Below are 15944 nucleotides of genomic sequence, written 5' to 3' on the forward strand. Positions count from 1 at the left end.
GTCAGGCACCGCCTTGAGGCTGCGCCGCCGCGGCGTTGAGGCAGGCGAGCAGCGTACGCGCCTCGACGTTGACGTAGTGCCCGTGCCGGGTGAGCGCGGTGAGCTGGCCCGGGGTGACCCAGGCGTAGCCGGGCGGCGGGTCGACCGTGTCGTCCGCCTCGATCGCGAGATAGCGGGCCCTGACACTGAGGAAGCGGCCGCCTTCCTCGGAATGGATCGCCTCGTAACGGATCCGCGACCGCGGCGCGCCGAGGACGGCGTCGAGGAAGGGCGGGCGTTCCTCCGCGGGCAGATGCGTGTAGTTCTGAGGCGTGCACTGGACGGTCGGCGCCAGCTCGACCGTGTCCAGGAAACCGCCGTCGGCGCGGGCGTGCACCAGGACGTGCGGCACGCCGCCGATCTCGCGGACGAGGAACGCGATGAGGCCCATCCCGACCGATTCGATCAACGGCTGGGTCCAGGTGACCTTCTCGCGGTTGCTGCCCTTGACCGCGACCGCGAGGACCTTGAAGTAGCGGCCGTCCTCGTGCTCGATCTCCTCGACGCCCTGCCTCCAGTCGCGCACTTCCTTGAGCGGGATGCGGCTGGCGCGGATGTCGTGCCGCGAGCGCTCGTTCGTGAACCACGACAGCAGCTGGACGTCGGAGAACAGCGCGCCGGGTGCCTTGTCGTGGTACGGCAGGCACGACAGCACGCTCCTGGCGTTCATGTTGATCGTCTCGTCCTCGTGCATCAGCTCCGCGATCTGGCCGAGGGTGAGCCAGCAGAAGTCGTCCCACAGCGGCACGTCGTCGACGGTCTCGACGATCATGTTGCGATTCGACTTCTGAAGGAACCACGAGCCCTGTTCCGCCTGGAGGACGTCGACAATGACGTGCTCCGGATCGGGCGGGGCGAAGTACTCGATCAGCTTGACGTTCGTGCCGCCGTGCGCCTTGGTGTAGTTGCTGCGGGTGGCCTGCACGGTCGGCGAGAGCTGAACCAGGTTGGGGTTCCCCGGCTCCATCTTGGCCTGCATCAGGAAATGCAGCACACCGCCGAACTCCTTGGCCAGGATGCCGAGGATGCCCACCTCGGGCTGTTTGATGACCGGCTGCTGCCATTCGCGGTAGGGGCCGTCGCCGTGCGGGCCGTCGGCCTCGACGACGTGCAGGCCCTCGATGGTGAAGAACCGCCCGCTCCGGTGCACGAGGTTGCCGGTGGCTTCTTCGAATCCCCATTGGTCCAGCTCCGCGAAGGGGATGCGTTCGACGTGGAACACGTTGGCCTCGCGGCGTTCGGCGATCCAGGCGCGGACGTCCTCGGTCCGCAGGTGCGCGCCGTCGGTGGTCGAGGCGGACAAGGCAACGCGGTCCGCGTGGCCGAGGGCGTCACGGGGACGCACCGCGGCCGGCGGGTCAAGGAAGGGCGGCGCCAACGGACTCCTTGTCATGACCGGCTGATCCCCTTTGCGTGCCAACGAAAACTTCGGTCTCTTCCGCCCCGCGTCCGACCGGAAAGGACTCCTGGAACGGTAACTTCGGTCCGGTGTGGCGGTCCAGGTCGTCCAATCCCCACAGAGCGTTAAAGCGGTTGTTCCTGCTCGCTTTTCGCCGGTTGCGAAGACCACGCCCGGTGCTCGGACTCGCGGACTTCTTCCTCGGCGGTCTGCTCCAGCCTCTTCATCGCGAACCGCAGGATCGGCGGCGCCATCAGCGAAGTGACGATCGCGACCAGGATGATGATCGTGTAGATCTCGACGCTGAGGATGCCCAGCCGCAGCCCCACCATGGCCACCACGATCTCGATGACACCGCGCGCGTTCAGTCCGGCGCCGAGCGCCAGCCCCTCCCATTTGTTCAGGCCGCTGAGCCGCGCGCCGGCGTACGCGCCGACGAATTTGCCGACGATGGCCAGTGCGAGCACCGCCAGCCCGGTGAGCAGGACCTGCGGGCGGATCAGCGCGGTGAGATCCATCCGCAATCCGGCCGTGGCGAAGAAGACCGGCGCGAAGACGGCAAGGACGACCGTGCGCAGCGGAGCCAGTTTGGCCGGTTCCACCTTGCCCGCGGTGCTGATCAGGATGCCGCAGAGGAAGGCGCCGAAGATCGCCTCCAGGCCGAGCGCCTGCGTTCCGGCCGAGGCCAGGAGGATCAGGACGACGGCGGCGGAGACGGTGAGCCCGGGACCGTCGGATCTGGCCGCCGCGCGCAGCACACCCCGGACCAGCGGCCTGCCGAGGGTGAGCGCGAAGACGATGACGCCGATCAGGTAACCGAGCGAGATGAGCACGGCGCCCGCGGACACGGCGGTGACCGCCATCGCGCTGACGATGGACAGCATGAACCAGCCGAAGGCGTCCTCGATCGCACCTGCGGCGAGCGTGAGCTGCCCGACGTTGCGGTGCAGCAGTTTCATGTCCATCAGGGTCTTGGCGATGACCGGGATGGCGCTGACGCACAACGCCACGCCGAGGAACAGCGCGAAGACGGTGCTGTCCGTGCCTTCGGGAACCAGCACCTTGGGCAGGACGTACCCCGCGCCGATACCGAGTCCGAGAGGGACGATCAGGCCGCCGAGACCCACCCCGGCGGCCGCGGCGCGCCGCCGCTTGAGCAGGCCCATGTCCATCTGCATACCGGTGAAACCGACCAGCAGGATGACACCGATCTGCCCGACTGCGTCGAGAAGGTGGTACTGCTCGTCGACGGCGGGGAAAAGCCAGCCGTGCAGCCCCGGTGCGGCCCAGGCCAGCAACGACGGACCCAGGATCACCCCGACGACCAGTTCGCCGACCACCGCGGGCATCCCGAACCGGGCGGCCAGCCGCCCGAAGACGACGGCGAGCAGGAGCAGCAAACCGACCTGCAGCAAGAAGATCAGGAGACTGTGGGCGGCGATCGGGGCGACCGGCGCCGGAAGCGAGAGAAACACCTTCCTCCTTCGGGAAAGTTCGGTTCGGCGTCAGCCGTGACGGGAGACCCTGGTGCCCAGCCGGCGGGCCGCGCCCACCGAGTCACAGCCCGCGAGGCCCAGCGCGTTCCGGAATTCGACGGCGAGCAGGTCGAGCAGCTCCCGGGCGCCGTCCTCGCCGCCCGCGGCGAGCCCCCACATCACCGGCCGTCCGACCAGGACGGCCGACGCCCCCAGCGCGATCGCCTTGAGGATGTCGCCGCCGCTCCGGATCCCGCCGTCCAGCAGCACTTCGCAACCGCCGGAGACGGTGGCGGCGATCTCGCCCAGCATCTCGATTCCCGGCACGGCGCCGTCCAACTGCCTGCCTCCGTGGTTGGACACCACGATCCCGCCGACGCCCGCGTCGACGGCACGGCTCGCGTCCTCGACCGCGAGGATCCCCTTGAGCACCACCGGGAGCTTCGTGTGCGCACGGACCGCCTCGACGGATTCCCAGGTGGCCGGGGCGAATTCGCGCGCGGTGTGGTCCGCGACCGCCGAATGCCCGCTGGACCGGCGGTGCGCGGCGTCCCCGGCGTCGAAGTTGGCCGCCGTCACGGAATCCGGCAACGCGAAGCCGTTCCGCAGATCACGCAGGCGCCGTCCCATCCACGGGACGTCCACGGTGAACACGATCGCCTCGCAGCCGGCGTCCTCCGCGCGGCGGACGAGATCGAGCGATCGTTTCTCGTCGCGCAGCCAGTACAGCTGGAACCAGGGCCGTCCGCCGACGGCCGCGATCTCCTCCAGCGGGACACTGCTCAGCGTGCAGATGGTGTACGGCACGCCGGCGTCCCGGGCGGCGCGGGCCGCCGCGAGTTCGCCTTCGGGATGGAACAACCGCTGGTACGCGACCGGCGCGACCGCCACCGGCAGTTCGGCGCGGCGGCCGAGGATCTCGGTCCCGATGGTGCCGCCGGTCAGCTCACGCAGCATCCGCGGGATCACGAAGATCCGCTCGAGCGCGGCGCGGTTGGCCTCCAGGGAGGCCTCCGCGCCGCTGCCCCCGGCGAGGAAGTCCCAGATCTCGCCGGGGAGGACGGCCCGCGCCGAACGCTCGAGATCGTCCAGGCAGAAGTGGGTCATCGACGGACGGGGCCGAGCTTGCTCTGTCCGGTCCGCTCCAGCTCCACGGCTTCGTACAGGGCCTTGATGTTGGAGCTGCCGAAGGTGCCGGCGCCCTGCCGCTCGATGATCTCGAAGAAGATGGTCTTCCGCGGATGCGTGGAGGCGGTGAAGATCTGGAACAGCTGGCCGCCGTGGTCCTCGTCGGCGAGCAGCTTCGTCGCCCGCAGGTCGTCCAGCGAGTGCGTCTCCAGTTCGATCCGCTCGCCGAGCAGGTCGTAGTAGGCGTCCGGGGTCTTCAGGAACTCCACCCCGCGCGAGGAAAGCTCCTTGACCGCGCGGACCGCGTCCGGGCTGGTGAAGGCGATGTGCTGCACGCCGGATCCGTGGTGTTCCTTGATGAAGTCGTCGATCTGGCCGGGGTCGGCGTTCTTGTCCGGCTCGATCAGGGTGAGGGTGACCGCCCCCGAAACGCTCTGCACGACGGTGGAGTTCATCGCCTGGGCACCGACCACGATGTGCTCTTCGAAGATCTGCTTGAACCCGAGGGCGCGCTCGTAGAAGGCCACCGTGGGGCCGAGATCCCCCGCGTTCAGGCAGACCGCGAAGTGGTCGATCGCGAGCAGTTCCAATACTCCCTTGCCGCGGAAGGCGTCCGGCGATTCACCGGAGACGTCCCGCTGGATCAGGGTGTGCACGACGTCGCCGAAGCCGCTGACGGTGGCCGTGACGACCGAGTCCGCGCGCTCGCCCGGCTCGCGGATGGCCTCCGCGCCCGCCTTCACCGCGGCCTCGAAGGCGGCGGCCACGTCCGGGGTGCGCAGCGCGATGTCGGCGACGCCTTCACCGTGGGTCTGCAGGTAGGTCGCCCCGGGGTGCCGGTCCGACGTCGGCTCGGTGAGGACCAGCGCGATCGGTCCCTGTCGCAGTGTCACGCTCCGGTGGTCGGCCGACCGGTCGGTGGAGGCGACGGAGAAGCCGTACTTGTCCATCCAGCCCGACGCGGCGACCTCGAGGTTGGCCACGTACATTTCCACATAGTCGATCTCGAAGCTCTGCGTGCTTTCTTGAGAAGACAAGGCATTCCTCCGTGGAATAGATGTGATCCTCATGCACAGGATGACCCGAAGCCCCTTGTGCATCAATGGTGTCCGCTTGACACTCTCCGTCCACACAGGACGGACATGGACTCAGCGGCCGATGAACCGCACCGGGAGTTCCCGGTACCCCTGCACGACGATCGCGCGCAGCCAGGCGGGTTCGGCCACCAGGTCCACTCGCGACACTCGCTCGGCCACCTCCCGCAGCACGACCGCCAGTTCGATCCTGGCGAGCGCGGACCCGAGACAGTGGTGCATCCCGTGCCCGAAGGCGATGTGCCGGTTGGGTTTCCGTCCCGGCCGGAACGTGTCGGGATCGTCGAACACGGCGGGATCCCGGTTCGCGGCGGGCAGCCACGCGACCACCGGCGTGCCGGGCGGCAGGTCGCGGCCGTTGATCGTGACGTCGCCGGTCGTCACCCGCAGCACGTGCATCGCGGGCGAAGTCCAGCGCAGCACTTCGTCCACGACCGTGTCGACGTCCGCGCCCCCGTCCCGCACCTGGTCCAGCAGGCCCGGCACGGTGGCGAACGCGTGCACCGCACCGGTGATCGCGTGCCGGGTGGTCTCGTTGCCGCCGATCAGCACGTTGTCGCAGTTGAGCACGACGTCGTCGATCGACAGTTCGTCGTCGGTCAGCAGCGTGCTGACGAGGTCGTCGCCGGGGCTCGCGCGGCGCGCGCCGATCAGCTCGTCGAAGTAGACGAGGATCTCGGTGTGCGCCTGACGCGGCGTCATCCCGTCGAACAACGCGTCCTCGCCGCCGAACGCGTGATTGGTCAGGTCGATGAGCATGTCCTGGTCCTCGGCGGGGACCCCGAGGATGTCGCAGACGACCGCGGCGGGGATCCGCGGGCCGATCTCGGCGGCGACGTCGCACACCTCGCCGTCGAGCACCCGGTCGAGCACGCCGCTCACCTCGGTCCGCACCCGGTCCGACAGTTTTTTCGCGGCCGCCCTGGACAGCAGCGGCCCGACCAGTTTGCGCAGTTTCCGGTGCTGGTCCTGTTCGGACACCACCATCATCTGGCCACCCGAGGTGTCCGGGTGGTCCCGGTCGAAGCCGATCATCATCCCGTACTCGGAGGTGAACGGGGCGTTCGGCCCGAGGACCGCGGCACACGCCCGATGCGAGAACACCGACCAGAAACCGGTGGGAGAACTGCCCGGCTCGCTCCACACCATCGCGTCTTCCGCCGCGTGCTCACGCCACCGGGCGTGGCGGTCCAAGGTCGTGTACAGATCGGGGTCGCCGAGGTCGACGGTCTTCGTCGTCTGCATGAAGGGATCTCCAGATCAGGTGAGTGCGCCGTCGAGCACCTTGGCGAGCTGTGCCACGGTCGGCGCGTCGAAGAAGGCCTGCACTCTCAGCCGGATCTTCAGGCTTTCGCGGATACGGCTCACCACCCGGGTCGCGAGCAGCGAATGGCCGCCGATCTCGAAGAAGCTGTCCTCGACGCCGACGCTGCCGACACCGAGCACGTCGGCGAACAGCTCGGCGAGCAGGATCTCCGTCGGGGTGCTCGGCGCCCGCCCCGAAGCCGCGCGCTCGGCGCTCTCCTCTTCGGGCGTGGGCAAAGCGGTCCGGTCGACCTTGCCGTTCGGCGAGACCGGCAGTTTCGGCAGGCTGACCACCACGTCGGGCACCAGATAGGAAGGCATCCGTTCCCGCAACGGCGGGAGGAGCTCGTCGGCCGTCACGCGCGCGCCCCCGGTGCCGACCACGTAGGCGACGAGCCGGTTGTCGTGCGCGGTCACCACCGCCTGGGCGACCCCGTCCACGGCGAGCAGCGCGGACTCGACCTCGCCGGGCTCGATCCGGTGGCCGCGGACCTTCAGCTGGTCGTCGACCCGGCCGACGAAGACGAACTGGCCGTCCGGACGCGTCCGCACCCGGTCGCCGGTGCGGTACATGCGGCCGCCCGGTTCGCCGAAGGGATCCGGCAGGAATCGCTCCGCGGTCGCGGCCGGCCTTCTGAGGTAGCCGCGGGCGAGACCGGGGCCCATCGTGTACAGCTCGCCCACGTCCCCGTCCGGGACGGGCCGCAGCAGCTCGTCCAGGACATAGGTACGGACACCGGTGATCGGCCTGCCGATCGGCGGGGTGTCCTCACCGGTCAGCGGTTCGCTCGCGGTCACCGCCACGGTGACCTCGGTCGGGCCGTAGGCGTTGATCATCACGCGGTCCATGGCCCAGCGTTTCGCGACCGGTGCCGGGCACGCCTCGCCCGCCACCAGGAGGGTCAGCCCGGCGGGCAGGCCGCCCGACTCCTCCAGCGGTGCCAGCGCGGACGGCGGCAGCGTGACATGGGTGATGCCCTGTTCGCGCACCAGCCTGCCGAGCGGCTCGCCGGGGACGAGGTCCGGCGCGGAGGCCAGCACTAGGCAGCCACCCGCCTGCCAGATCGGCCAGAACTCGGCGACCGCGGCGTCGAAGCTGGGGGAGGCGAAGGCCAGCAACCTGCTGTCCGGCACCAGTTTCTGACGGCGCACATAGTCGTCGGCCAGGTTCGGGATCCCGCGATGCGTGACCAGCACGCCCTTCGGCTTCCCGGTCGAGCCCGAGGTGTAGATGACGTACGCGGGATGGTCGGGTCTCAACGGTCCGAGCCGGTCCTGGTCGTCCAGGTTCGGCGCGGAAAGCCCCGGCTCCCGTTCCACGCTCAGGACGACGGCGGCACCGGGCACGTCCTGCCCCGGCAGGCACAGCAGGACCTGCGCCGCCGTGTCGTCCAGCATGTGCCGTTTGCGTTCCTCCGGATAGTCCGGGTCGACAGGCACGTACGCGGCTCCGGCCTTGTGCACGGCGAGGATCGCGATGACGAACTCGATCGACCTCGGCATCGCGAGCGCGACCAGCCGCTCGGGACCCACCCCGCGCGCCACGAGCCGTCGCGCGAGCCGGTTGGCTTCCCCGTTGAGTTCGGCGTAGGTGAGTGTGGTGGTGTCCATCGCCACCGCGGGCCGATCCGGCAGCACGGCTGCGGTCGCCTCGAACAGGGCCGGTGTCGTGGCCGCCGAAAGGACGGTCATGCGGTCTCCCCCAGTGTCTCGCGGGATTCGGTGCGCAGGAACCGGATCAGCTCGCGGTTCACCGCTTCCGGGTTCTCCAGGTAGCCGAAATGCCCGCACCCGGGAATCGTGCGGTGCGTCGCGCCGGGGATCGCGGAGGCCAGCTCGCGTCCGGCGGCCGGTGGCGCCACGAGGTCGTGCCCGAACGAGACGACGTGGCAGGGCACCTTGATCGAGCGGTAGGCGTCGAGGCGGTCGGGCAACGCGCTCAGCAGCAGTTGCTCGCGGACACCCGGCCCCCAGGAACCCGCCGCGGCGAACAGGTCGAGCCAGTCGCCGGCGAGGTCGTCGTCGGCGAGTGTCGCGGGCCCCAGGTTGTGCATGGCCCTTACAGCGGCGAGGAAACCCGGCGGCAGCTCGATGCCTTGCTCGATCAGCTTCGCTTCGCCTTCCGCGAGCTCTCGCTGCACGAGACTGCTCTTGCCGCAGGCCGCCATCAGCAGGACCGAGTCCAGCAGCTCCGGCCGGGCGAGGGCCAGTTCCTGCGCGATGTAGGAACCCATCGACGTGCCGATCACGCGGCACGGCGAGGCGTCGAGGTAGTCGATCAGGGCGGCCACGTCCTCGACGAGGTCCTCGACGGTGAACCCGCCCGCGCCCTCGTCGCTCGGCGGGATCCCGCGGTTGTCCATGGTGATCACGCGGAATCCGGCGGCGCGGAGCGCGGGTACCTGATGCAGGTCCCAGACGGAGCTCGGGGCCCCGGTGCCGGTCAGCAACAGGACAGCCGGACCGTCGCCTTGATCGTGGTAAGACAACCGGATCCCGTTCTCGGTTGTCATCAGCATGATGGTCCTTCCCCGCTCACCGCGGATCCACGGCGCGCAGCGACATGGCCGCCGGCGAATTCCGCCGGCGCCGGTTTCCGTCTGATGTGGAACGTGCGATCCCCAGATCCGCGGCGCACGGGTGTGACCGTACCTTCGGATATCGATTATCCGGAAGGATCAGGAACTGGACATGGACGGAAATCGCGTCCACGATTCCTGCTTGACACTTCGGCACCGCATGGAAATCCTAGCATTTATGGATTCGAACGGTTTGTCCACCCATTTGGACATGGCAGCGCTGCACGGATCGCTCACCGACCCCGCCATTTCGTCGATGAATCTGCTCAACGAGCTGATCGACGAATATCCCGTGGCCATTTCCATGGCGGCAGGCCGTCCCTACGAAGAGTTCTTCGACATCCGGCTCATTCACGATTATCTCGACGCCTATTGCGACCATCTCCGGCGCGACCGGAAAGTGGACGAGGCCGGGGTCACCCGCGCGCTCTTTCAGTACGGCACCACCAAGGGCATCATCGCCGACATCATCGCCCGCAACCTCGCCGAGGACGAGAACATCGACGCCGCCCCGGAATCCGTGGTCGTCACCGTGGGCGCCCAGGAAGCGATGTTCCTCGTGCTCCGCACGCTGCGGGCGAACGAACGGGACGTGCTGCTCGCCCCCGCCCCCACTTACGTCGGGCTGACCGGGGCTGCGCTGCTCACCGACACCCCCGTCTGGCCGGTGCGCTCCACCGAGAACGGCATCGACCCCGACGACCTCGTCCTCCAGCTGAAGCGGGCCGACGAACAGGGCAAGCGGGTCCGGGCCTGTTACGTGACCCCGAACTTCGCCAACCCCACCGGCACCAGCATGGATCTGCCGTCCCGCCACCGGCTCCTCGACGTCGCCGAGGCCCACGGGATCCTGCTGCTGGAGGACAACGCGTACGGGCTCTTCGGGGCGGAGCGCCTCCCGACGCTGAAGGCGCTCGACCGGTCGGGGACCGTGGTCTACATCGGTTCCTTCGCCAAGACCGGCATGCCCGGCGCCCGGGTCGGGTTCGCGGTGGCGGATCAGCGGGTGGCGGGCGGCGGCCTGTACGCCGACCAGCTCTCCAAGCTCAAGGGGATGCTCACGGTGAACACCTCCCCCATCGCCCAGGCGGTGATCGCCGGGAAGCTGCTGCTCAACGACTTCAGCCTGACCAAGGCCAACGTCCGGGAAACCGCCATCTACCAGCGCAATCTCCACCTGACGCTGAACGAACTCGACCGCAGGCTCGGCGGGGCACCCGGGGTCGGCTGGAACACCCCGACGGGCGGGTTCTTCGTCACCGTCACCGTGCCCTTCGTCGTCGACGACGAACTGCTGGCGGACGCCGCCCGCGACCACGGTGTGCTGTTCACCCCGATGCATCACTTCTACGGCGGCAAAGACGGGTTCAATCAGCTCCGGCTGTCCATCAGCCTGCTCACGCCGGAGCTGATCGAGGAGGGCGTGAGCAGGCTCGCCGCGCTCATCACTTCGCGGCTGCCGTGACCTCTCGCACGACCGCTTCCACCAGCACCATGTCTTCACGACCCGCGCTGGTGGAAGCGAAGGGGGCCTGCGCGGTCACGTCGAAGCCGGCCCGCCCGAGTTCCTGCACGATCCGGTCCACCGTGACGAGCCGCCGGCGATGCGTGCAGACGACGAAGGGATCCGCGGCCTCGTCGGCGGGGTAGATGGTGATCTCCTGGAGCTCCTCCGACGGCAGGATCTTCACGTGCAGCACGTACCGCGTGCCACTGCGGCCCGGCAACTCCTGCTGCCGCTCCGTCGGCTCGGCCTCGACGGGCTTCGTCAATTCCAGGCTGAGCAGGAATTTCCCGCCGGGTTCGAGATGCTCGCGGACCGAGGCGTACAGGCCTTTCCGGTCGGCCTCGTCGAGTTCGTTGATCGAGCCCGAGCTGATGACCGCCGTGCCAAAACGCTTGTCCAAAGCGAAGGCGCTCATGTCCCCCTGCACCACCGTGCAGCGCTCCCGGAGGTCCGGCGGCGTTTCCGCCAGCCGCTTCCGGAACGCGGCGACCACCGTGGCCGACAGCTCCAGGGCGGTCATGTCCCAGCCGAGTTCCAGGAAGGGGAACGTGAGCCTGCCCATTCCGGCCGCGAGCTCCAGCACGGGTCCGGGATCCCCGGGAACGCGGGCGGCGAATTCCCGCGTTTCCAGGGTGCCGTCGGAGTCCTGGATCAAATCCCGATAGGTGTCCGAGCCGTCCTCGTCGTAGAAGTCGCACAGAACGCCTCGGTCACCCGCCGAGGCCAGCAGAACACCGGCGTGCGCGGTCCGTGCCGGGCCACGCTCGAAGTGATCGGTCATCAGGACTACCTCCAGGTCGACATTCTTCTTCGGCCCGATTCAGCCGTTTTCCTCACGAGCGATCACCGGCCAGGTCGTTTCCCCGTATCCGCCGTCCGGCGAGCTTTTCCCGGCGTGCTTTTCCAGTTGCGCGAAAAGGTCCTTTTCCGGACCGTGGAGCATCGCCATCTGAGTCGGGTAGAGCCGCAGCGCTTCGAATTTCCGGATCCGCGACGCCGGTTCGACGGAGACGAAATCGGGAGCACCGAGGCGGGAACCCGCCGGGAGTTCGGCGGTGTCCGGCGCGAACATCGCGTGCGGGAGGTCTTCCCACAGCCGCACCGGGATGCCCTTCTCCCGCGCGACGAGCAGCGTCGCGTCCCGCGCGATCCGGTTGTCGATATGACCGCTGGCGGCCGCGCTGGTCAGGATCAGCGCCGGCGCGCACTCTACGACGACCGCCCTGACGTCCTCCGTCACCGCGGCGAACAGCTCCGGATCGTCTTCCGGCGTCCCACTGCCGATGGACAGCTTCTGCCTGCCGGGCACGTTGTCGGCCAGCCATCGGCCGTCCGGCGCCTTGCGATAGATCGCGTCGAGGAACCGGCCGTGCCGGTACTCCGCGCCCAGGTGGCCGAGCGCGGCGATGTCTTCGTCGCGGCGGTGGAGCGAAGCGTCCTGATCCGGCGAGAGGCCCCAGATCGAGTGCAGCCGGTCCGCCGCCGGTGAGAACGGGGGCTCGGCGGTACCGGCGAACACCGTGTGGACGGTCACCTTCGCGCCGTTCTCCACCGCCTGGGCGAGCCCGGCCCCGAAGGACAGCACCGCGTCGTCCAGATGCGGGGAGATCGCCACGATCCTGGCCGCGTCGAGGTCTCGGGTCACGGCGATCAGCTCACGTGCACGTTCGGCACGTACCGGATCCACTGCCCGCCCGAGTCACGGAAACCCTGCTCCGCGTTCATGATCTCGTCGGCGTGGTTCCAGGCGAACAGCAGCGCGTACTCCGGGTGGTCGTCGGCGAATTCCCGGTACTCGCGGACCGGGATGTGCTGCCCCGGGCTGAGCCTGCCCTGTTTGGCGGGCGTGGTGTCCGAAATGAACTCCACCAGATCCGGGGTGATACCACAGAAGTTGGTCACCGTGGCGCTCTTGGCCGTCGCGCCGTAGCCGACGACGCGTTTGCCCTCGGCGCGGAGCTTGGTCAGCAGCGCGATCAGGTCTTCCTTGATCTTCTTCACGTTGGCGGCGAACCGTTCCAGCGTGGCGTAGTCCGCGAGCTTCCGCTCCGCTTCCCACGCCAGCAGCTCCGCCACGGCCTCGGTCGGTTTGCGGGCACCGGCGAGGGCGAGGGTGTAGCGGACCTCGCCTCCGTGCACCGGGATGCGCTCGACGTCGACGAGTTCGAGACCGTTGCGCTGGGCCATCTCCTGGACCGAGCGCGCCGTGAAGAAGAAGAAATGCTCGTCGTAGATCTGGTCGAACGACGTGCGCTCCACGATGTCGCCGAGGTACGGGTCCTCGAACACGAACACGCCGTTCGGGCCGAGCAGCTGGGTGACGCCCTTCAGGATCGAGTCCATGTAAGGGATGTGGCACAGGGTGTTGGCCGCGTAGATCACGTCGGCGGGGCCGTCGTGCTCGCGGATGTCGATCGCCGTCGCCTCTTCGAAGAAGTCCTTGCGGACTCGGATTCCCTTGGCCGCGGCCAGATCCGCGACACTGCCGGACGGTTCGACACCGAGCTGGCGCACCCCCGCTTCGGCCACGGCCTTCAGCATGATGCCGTCGTTGCAGCCGAGTTCGACGATGAACGGGTCCTCACCGGTCAGCTCCGTGGTCAGGAACCGCTTGGCCAGTTCGCCGAAATGCGTGCGCATGACCGCCGAACCGGAGGACAGATAGGGGTACGCCTCGTGGAACATCAGGTCCCTCGGGACCTCTTCCATCAGCTGCACCATCGTGCAGGTGTCGCAGATCCCGGTGGCGAGCCGGAAGAAGAACTCCTTCTTCTCCTCGCCGGGGACCACGAACGCGTCCGAGAGCGGCTGACGCCCCAGATCGATGAACTCCTTGACGGTGCCGTCACAGATGCGGCACTGGGACGTGGCTGACATGCGGTCTCCTCTGTGCTTTGTCGTCGAAGAAAGTCGGTGCGCGCGCTCAGGCGGGAACGGTGAGCTTGCCCTGGCCCGCGGCCTCGAACAGCAGTTCCGCGGCCGCCGTCCGGCCGTCGGTGCGGACCCGCTCCGCCACGGCCGCCGCCCGCGCGCGGGTTTCCGGGGAAAGGGCCTTGGCGAGCGCGGCCGAAAAGGTGTCGAAGGTCGGGACCGGACGTTCCTCCAGCGCCACCCCGATACCCAGCTCGGTCACGCGGCCGGCGAAGTAGGGCTGATCCGTGTGCCGGGGCAGCACGAGCTGCGGGATGCCCGCCCGGGTGGCCAGATGCAACGTGCCCGCGCTGCCCTTGTGGAGGGCGGCGGCCACCCGGCCGAACAGCGCTTGGATGTTCACCTCGCCGACGCCGAAGCAGTCGGCCCCCTCGTCGGGCAGGACCAGATCGGCCCAGCCGCGGGAAAGGATCACCCGGTGGCCCTGTGCCCGGATCGCCTCGATGGCCGTCTTGGTGGCGTCTTCGAGCCCGGGGCCCGACGCGCTGCCGAAACCGACGTACACCGGCGCCGGACCGGCGGCCAGGAAGGCTTCCAGATCCGCGGGGAGCGGCCGTTCGTCCGGCAGGATCCACGCGCCGGTCTGGACGGCGTCGAGCTCCGGGTCCACCGGGGCAAGGACCGCGTCCGCCGCCAGCCACGGCCGATCGCCGTAGCCGTAGCGGAAGACGTCCTCCACCGGGGGCAGGCCGATCGCGGCACGCCTGCTGTCGAGCGCCTCCCCGTACCGCTCGGAAAACCGCTGGGCGCGTTCGGCCCACAACACTCCGAAATCGGTCACGCCCGGCGTGGTCCGCTCGTCCTCCGGCGGATGGTAGTTCGACGACGGCAGGTAGTTCGGGCTGTAGGCGGCGTAGAAGTAGGGGATGCCGAGTTTCTCGGCCACCGACCGGACGCCGGTCGCGTGGGCCAGCTCCCCGGTCGCCACCACCACGTCACAGCCCTCGGCACCCGGGGGGACCTGGTCGAACTGCATGTCGATCGCCATGGCCGCGAATTTGCGTTCCTCTTCGGCCGACGGCGGCGGCATGCCTTCCTGCAGCAGCATGCCCTCGTGCGCCAGGCCGACCGGCACATGCGGCACACCGGCTTCGGCGAGCCGGTCCGCGGAGGAGGGCGACGCGCACATGCGTACTTCCGCGCCGAGCTCTCGCAACCGGACCGCCAGTGCCACCAGCGGTTCGACGTCTCCGCGGCTTCCGCACGTCGACAACAGCACACGCATTTCGCGTCCCCTATCTTGGTCGGTTCTGGGTGTCACGCGGAAACAGCGGACTTGGCCCGGCTGGCCGCGTCGAGCAGCAGCTCCGCCGCCACCGTCGTCCCGTCGACGCGGATCTCCTCCGCCACGGCCGTCGCCCGGACGCGGATCTCCGGGGTCAGTGCCGTGGTGAGCGCGGCCGACAGGGAGTCGAAAGTCGGGACAGGACCGTCGTGCGCCACCCCGACACCGAGTTCGGCCACCCGGCTCGCGTAGTACGGCTGGTCCGCCATCTGGGGCAGCAGGATCTGGGGCACGCCCGCCCGCGTGGCCACATGCGTCGTGCCCGCGCCGCCGTGGTGGATGACGGCGGCGACGCGGCGGAACAGCAGCTGGTGGTTCACTTCGCCGGTCTCGAAACAGTCGTCCCGGTCGTCGGGCAGGACCAGATCGGCCCAGCCGCGGGAAAGGATCGCCCGGCGGCCCTGGGCCCGGATCGCCTCGATGGCCACCCGGACGGCGTCGGCGGGGGCGCGCAGGCTGCCGAATCCCAGGTACACAGGCGGTGTCCCCGCGTCCAGGAAAGCCTGCAGCTCCGCGGAAAGCGGCCGTTCGTCGGGCAGGATCCACGCACCGGTCTGCACGGCGTCGAGATCCGTCGGCTGCAACGGGGCCAGTACCGCGTCGGCCGCCATCCAGGGGTGATCGGTGTAGCCGAAGCCGAAGATGTCCTCCACCGGCGGCAGGCCGATCGCTTCCCGTTGGCTGTTGAGCGGGCCGCCGTACCGCCGGAAGGCGCTCTGGTTGTTCCGCTCCCACAGTTCGCGGATGTCGGTCCCGGCCGGGGCGGGCGGTTCACCGAGCGGGGGCGGCGGCGGATAGTGCGGCGACGGCACGAAACTCGGGCAGTGAAAGGCGTAGAAGTAGGGAATGGCCAGCTTTTCGGCCACCGACCGGACGCCGATCGCGGCGGCCAGGAGCCCGGACGTCACCACCGCGGAACAGCCCTCGGCCGCCTCCGGGATCCGCTCGAACTGCGTGGCGATCGTCTCGGTCATGAACCGCTGCATGTCCTCGCGAGTCGGCGGCGCCGCGTTCTTGACCGGTTCGCGCGCGGAGGCTCCGACGGGCACATGCGGCACACCGACCTCGGCCAGCCGGTCCGCGCAGTCCGGCGGTGCGGCCAGCCTCGCCTCCGCGCCGAGCTCCCGTAGCCGGACAGCCAGCGCCACCAGCGGTTCGACGTCGCCGCGGCTTCCGCACGTCGCCAGCAACACCCGCGTCAC

At 69.1% G+C, this 15944-nt stretch carries 13 protein-coding genes; 1 reads left to right on the forward strand and 12 read right to left on the reverse strand.

The features are described from left to right. Position 1: 1 nt before the first annotated feature. From IE302_RS31520 to IE302_RS31550, 7 genes are all read right to left on the reverse strand, one after another. Positions 2–1432: an NDP-hexose 2,3-dehydratase family protein gene (locus IE302_RS31520; protein WP_191258071.1), complete on the reverse strand. Its 1431-nt coding sequence runs from the start codon at positions 1430–1432 to the stop codon at positions 2–4. A 131-nt stretch (positions 1433–1563) separates the two neighbouring features. Then, on the reverse strand, positions 1564–2913 hold the full coding sequence (locus IE302_RS31525; protein ID WP_191258072.1) for a cation:proton antiporter: 1350 nt from the start codon (positions 2911–2913) through the stop codon (positions 1564–1566). Positions 2914–2943: 30 nt separating this feature from the next. Then, positions 2944–4020: an alpha-hydroxy acid oxidase gene (locus IE302_RS31530; RefSeq protein ID WP_191258073.1), complete on the reverse strand. Its 1077-nt coding sequence runs from the start codon at positions 4018–4020 to the stop codon at positions 2944–2946. Continuing rightward, positions 4017–5078, reverse strand: a complete 1062-nt coding sequence (gene hppD / locus IE302_RS31535; RefSeq protein WP_191258074.1) for a 4-hydroxyphenylpyruvate dioxygenase — start codon at positions 5076–5078, stop codon at positions 4017–4019. Before hppD ends, IE302_RS31530 begins: the two co-directional genes overlap by 4 nt. Before the next feature lie 111 nt (positions 5079–5189). Continuing rightward, positions 5190–6380, reverse strand: coding sequence for a cytochrome P450 (locus IE302_RS31540; protein ID WP_191258075.1), 1191 nt, complete (start codon positions 6378–6380; stop codon positions 5190–5192). Between the two features lie 15 nt (positions 6381–6395). Beyond that, positions 6396–8132 carry an amino acid adenylation domain-containing protein gene (locus tag IE302_RS31545; RefSeq protein ID WP_191258076.1) on the reverse strand — a complete coding sequence of 579 codons (1737 nt, stop codon included), beginning with the start codon at positions 8130–8132 and terminating at the stop codon, positions 6396–6398. Next, on the reverse strand, positions 8129–8959 hold the full coding sequence (locus IE302_RS31550; RefSeq protein WP_191258077.1) for an alpha/beta fold hydrolase: 831 nt from the start codon (positions 8957–8959) through the stop codon (positions 8129–8131). The genes IE302_RS31545 and IE302_RS31550 overlap by 4 nt, the downstream gene beginning before the upstream one ends. Positions 8960–9197: 238 nt before the next feature. On the opposite strand from IE302_RS31550, the gene IE302_RS31555 reads away from it, so the two are divergent. Then, positions 9198–10484: an aminotransferase-like domain-containing protein gene (locus IE302_RS31555; RefSeq protein WP_191258078.1), complete on the forward strand. Its 1287-nt coding sequence runs from the start codon at positions 9198–9200 to the stop codon at positions 10482–10484. Here the strand turns inward: IE302_RS31555 and mpaM are convergent. The 5 genes from mpaM to IE302_RS31580 are packed head-to-tail and all read right to left on the reverse strand — an operon-like array spanning position 10465 to position 15944. Further along, positions 10465–11307, reverse strand: a complete 843-nt coding sequence (gene mpaM, locus IE302_RS31560; RefSeq protein WP_191258079.1) for a daptide-type RiPP biosynthesis methyltransferase — start codon at positions 11305–11307, stop codon at positions 10465–10467. The two genes, IE302_RS31555 and mpaM, sit on opposite strands and share 20 nt — an antisense overlap. Positions 11308–11346: 39 nt before the next feature. Continuing rightward, complete coding sequence (locus IE302_RS31565; protein WP_191258080.1) at positions 11347–12171, reverse strand: PIG-L deacetylase family protein; 825 nt, start codon at positions 12169–12171, stop codon at positions 11347–11349. A gap of 5 nt (positions 12172–12176) precedes the next feature. After that, positions 12177–13403, reverse strand: coding sequence for a class I SAM-dependent methyltransferase (locus IE302_RS31570; protein WP_191258081.1), 1227 nt, complete (start codon positions 13401–13403; stop codon positions 12177–12179). A gap of 46 nt (positions 13404–13449) precedes the next feature. Further along, the gene (locus tag IE302_RS31575; protein ID WP_191258082.1) at positions 13450–14682 is read right to left on the reverse strand and encodes a glycosyltransferase; all 1233 of its coding nucleotides are present in this window, start codon (positions 14680–14682) and stop codon (positions 13450–13452) included. Positions 14683–14714: 32 nt separating this feature from the next. After that, a complete protein-coding gene (locus IE302_RS31580; RefSeq protein WP_229908047.1) occupies positions 14715–15944 on the reverse strand; it encodes a glycosyltransferase in 1230 nt (409 codons plus the stop codon).

Source organism: Amycolatopsis oliviviridis (assembly GCF_014654365.1).
Lineage (GTDB): Bacteria > Actinomycetota > Actinomycetes > Mycobacteriales > Pseudonocardiaceae > Amycolatopsis > Amycolatopsis oliviviridis.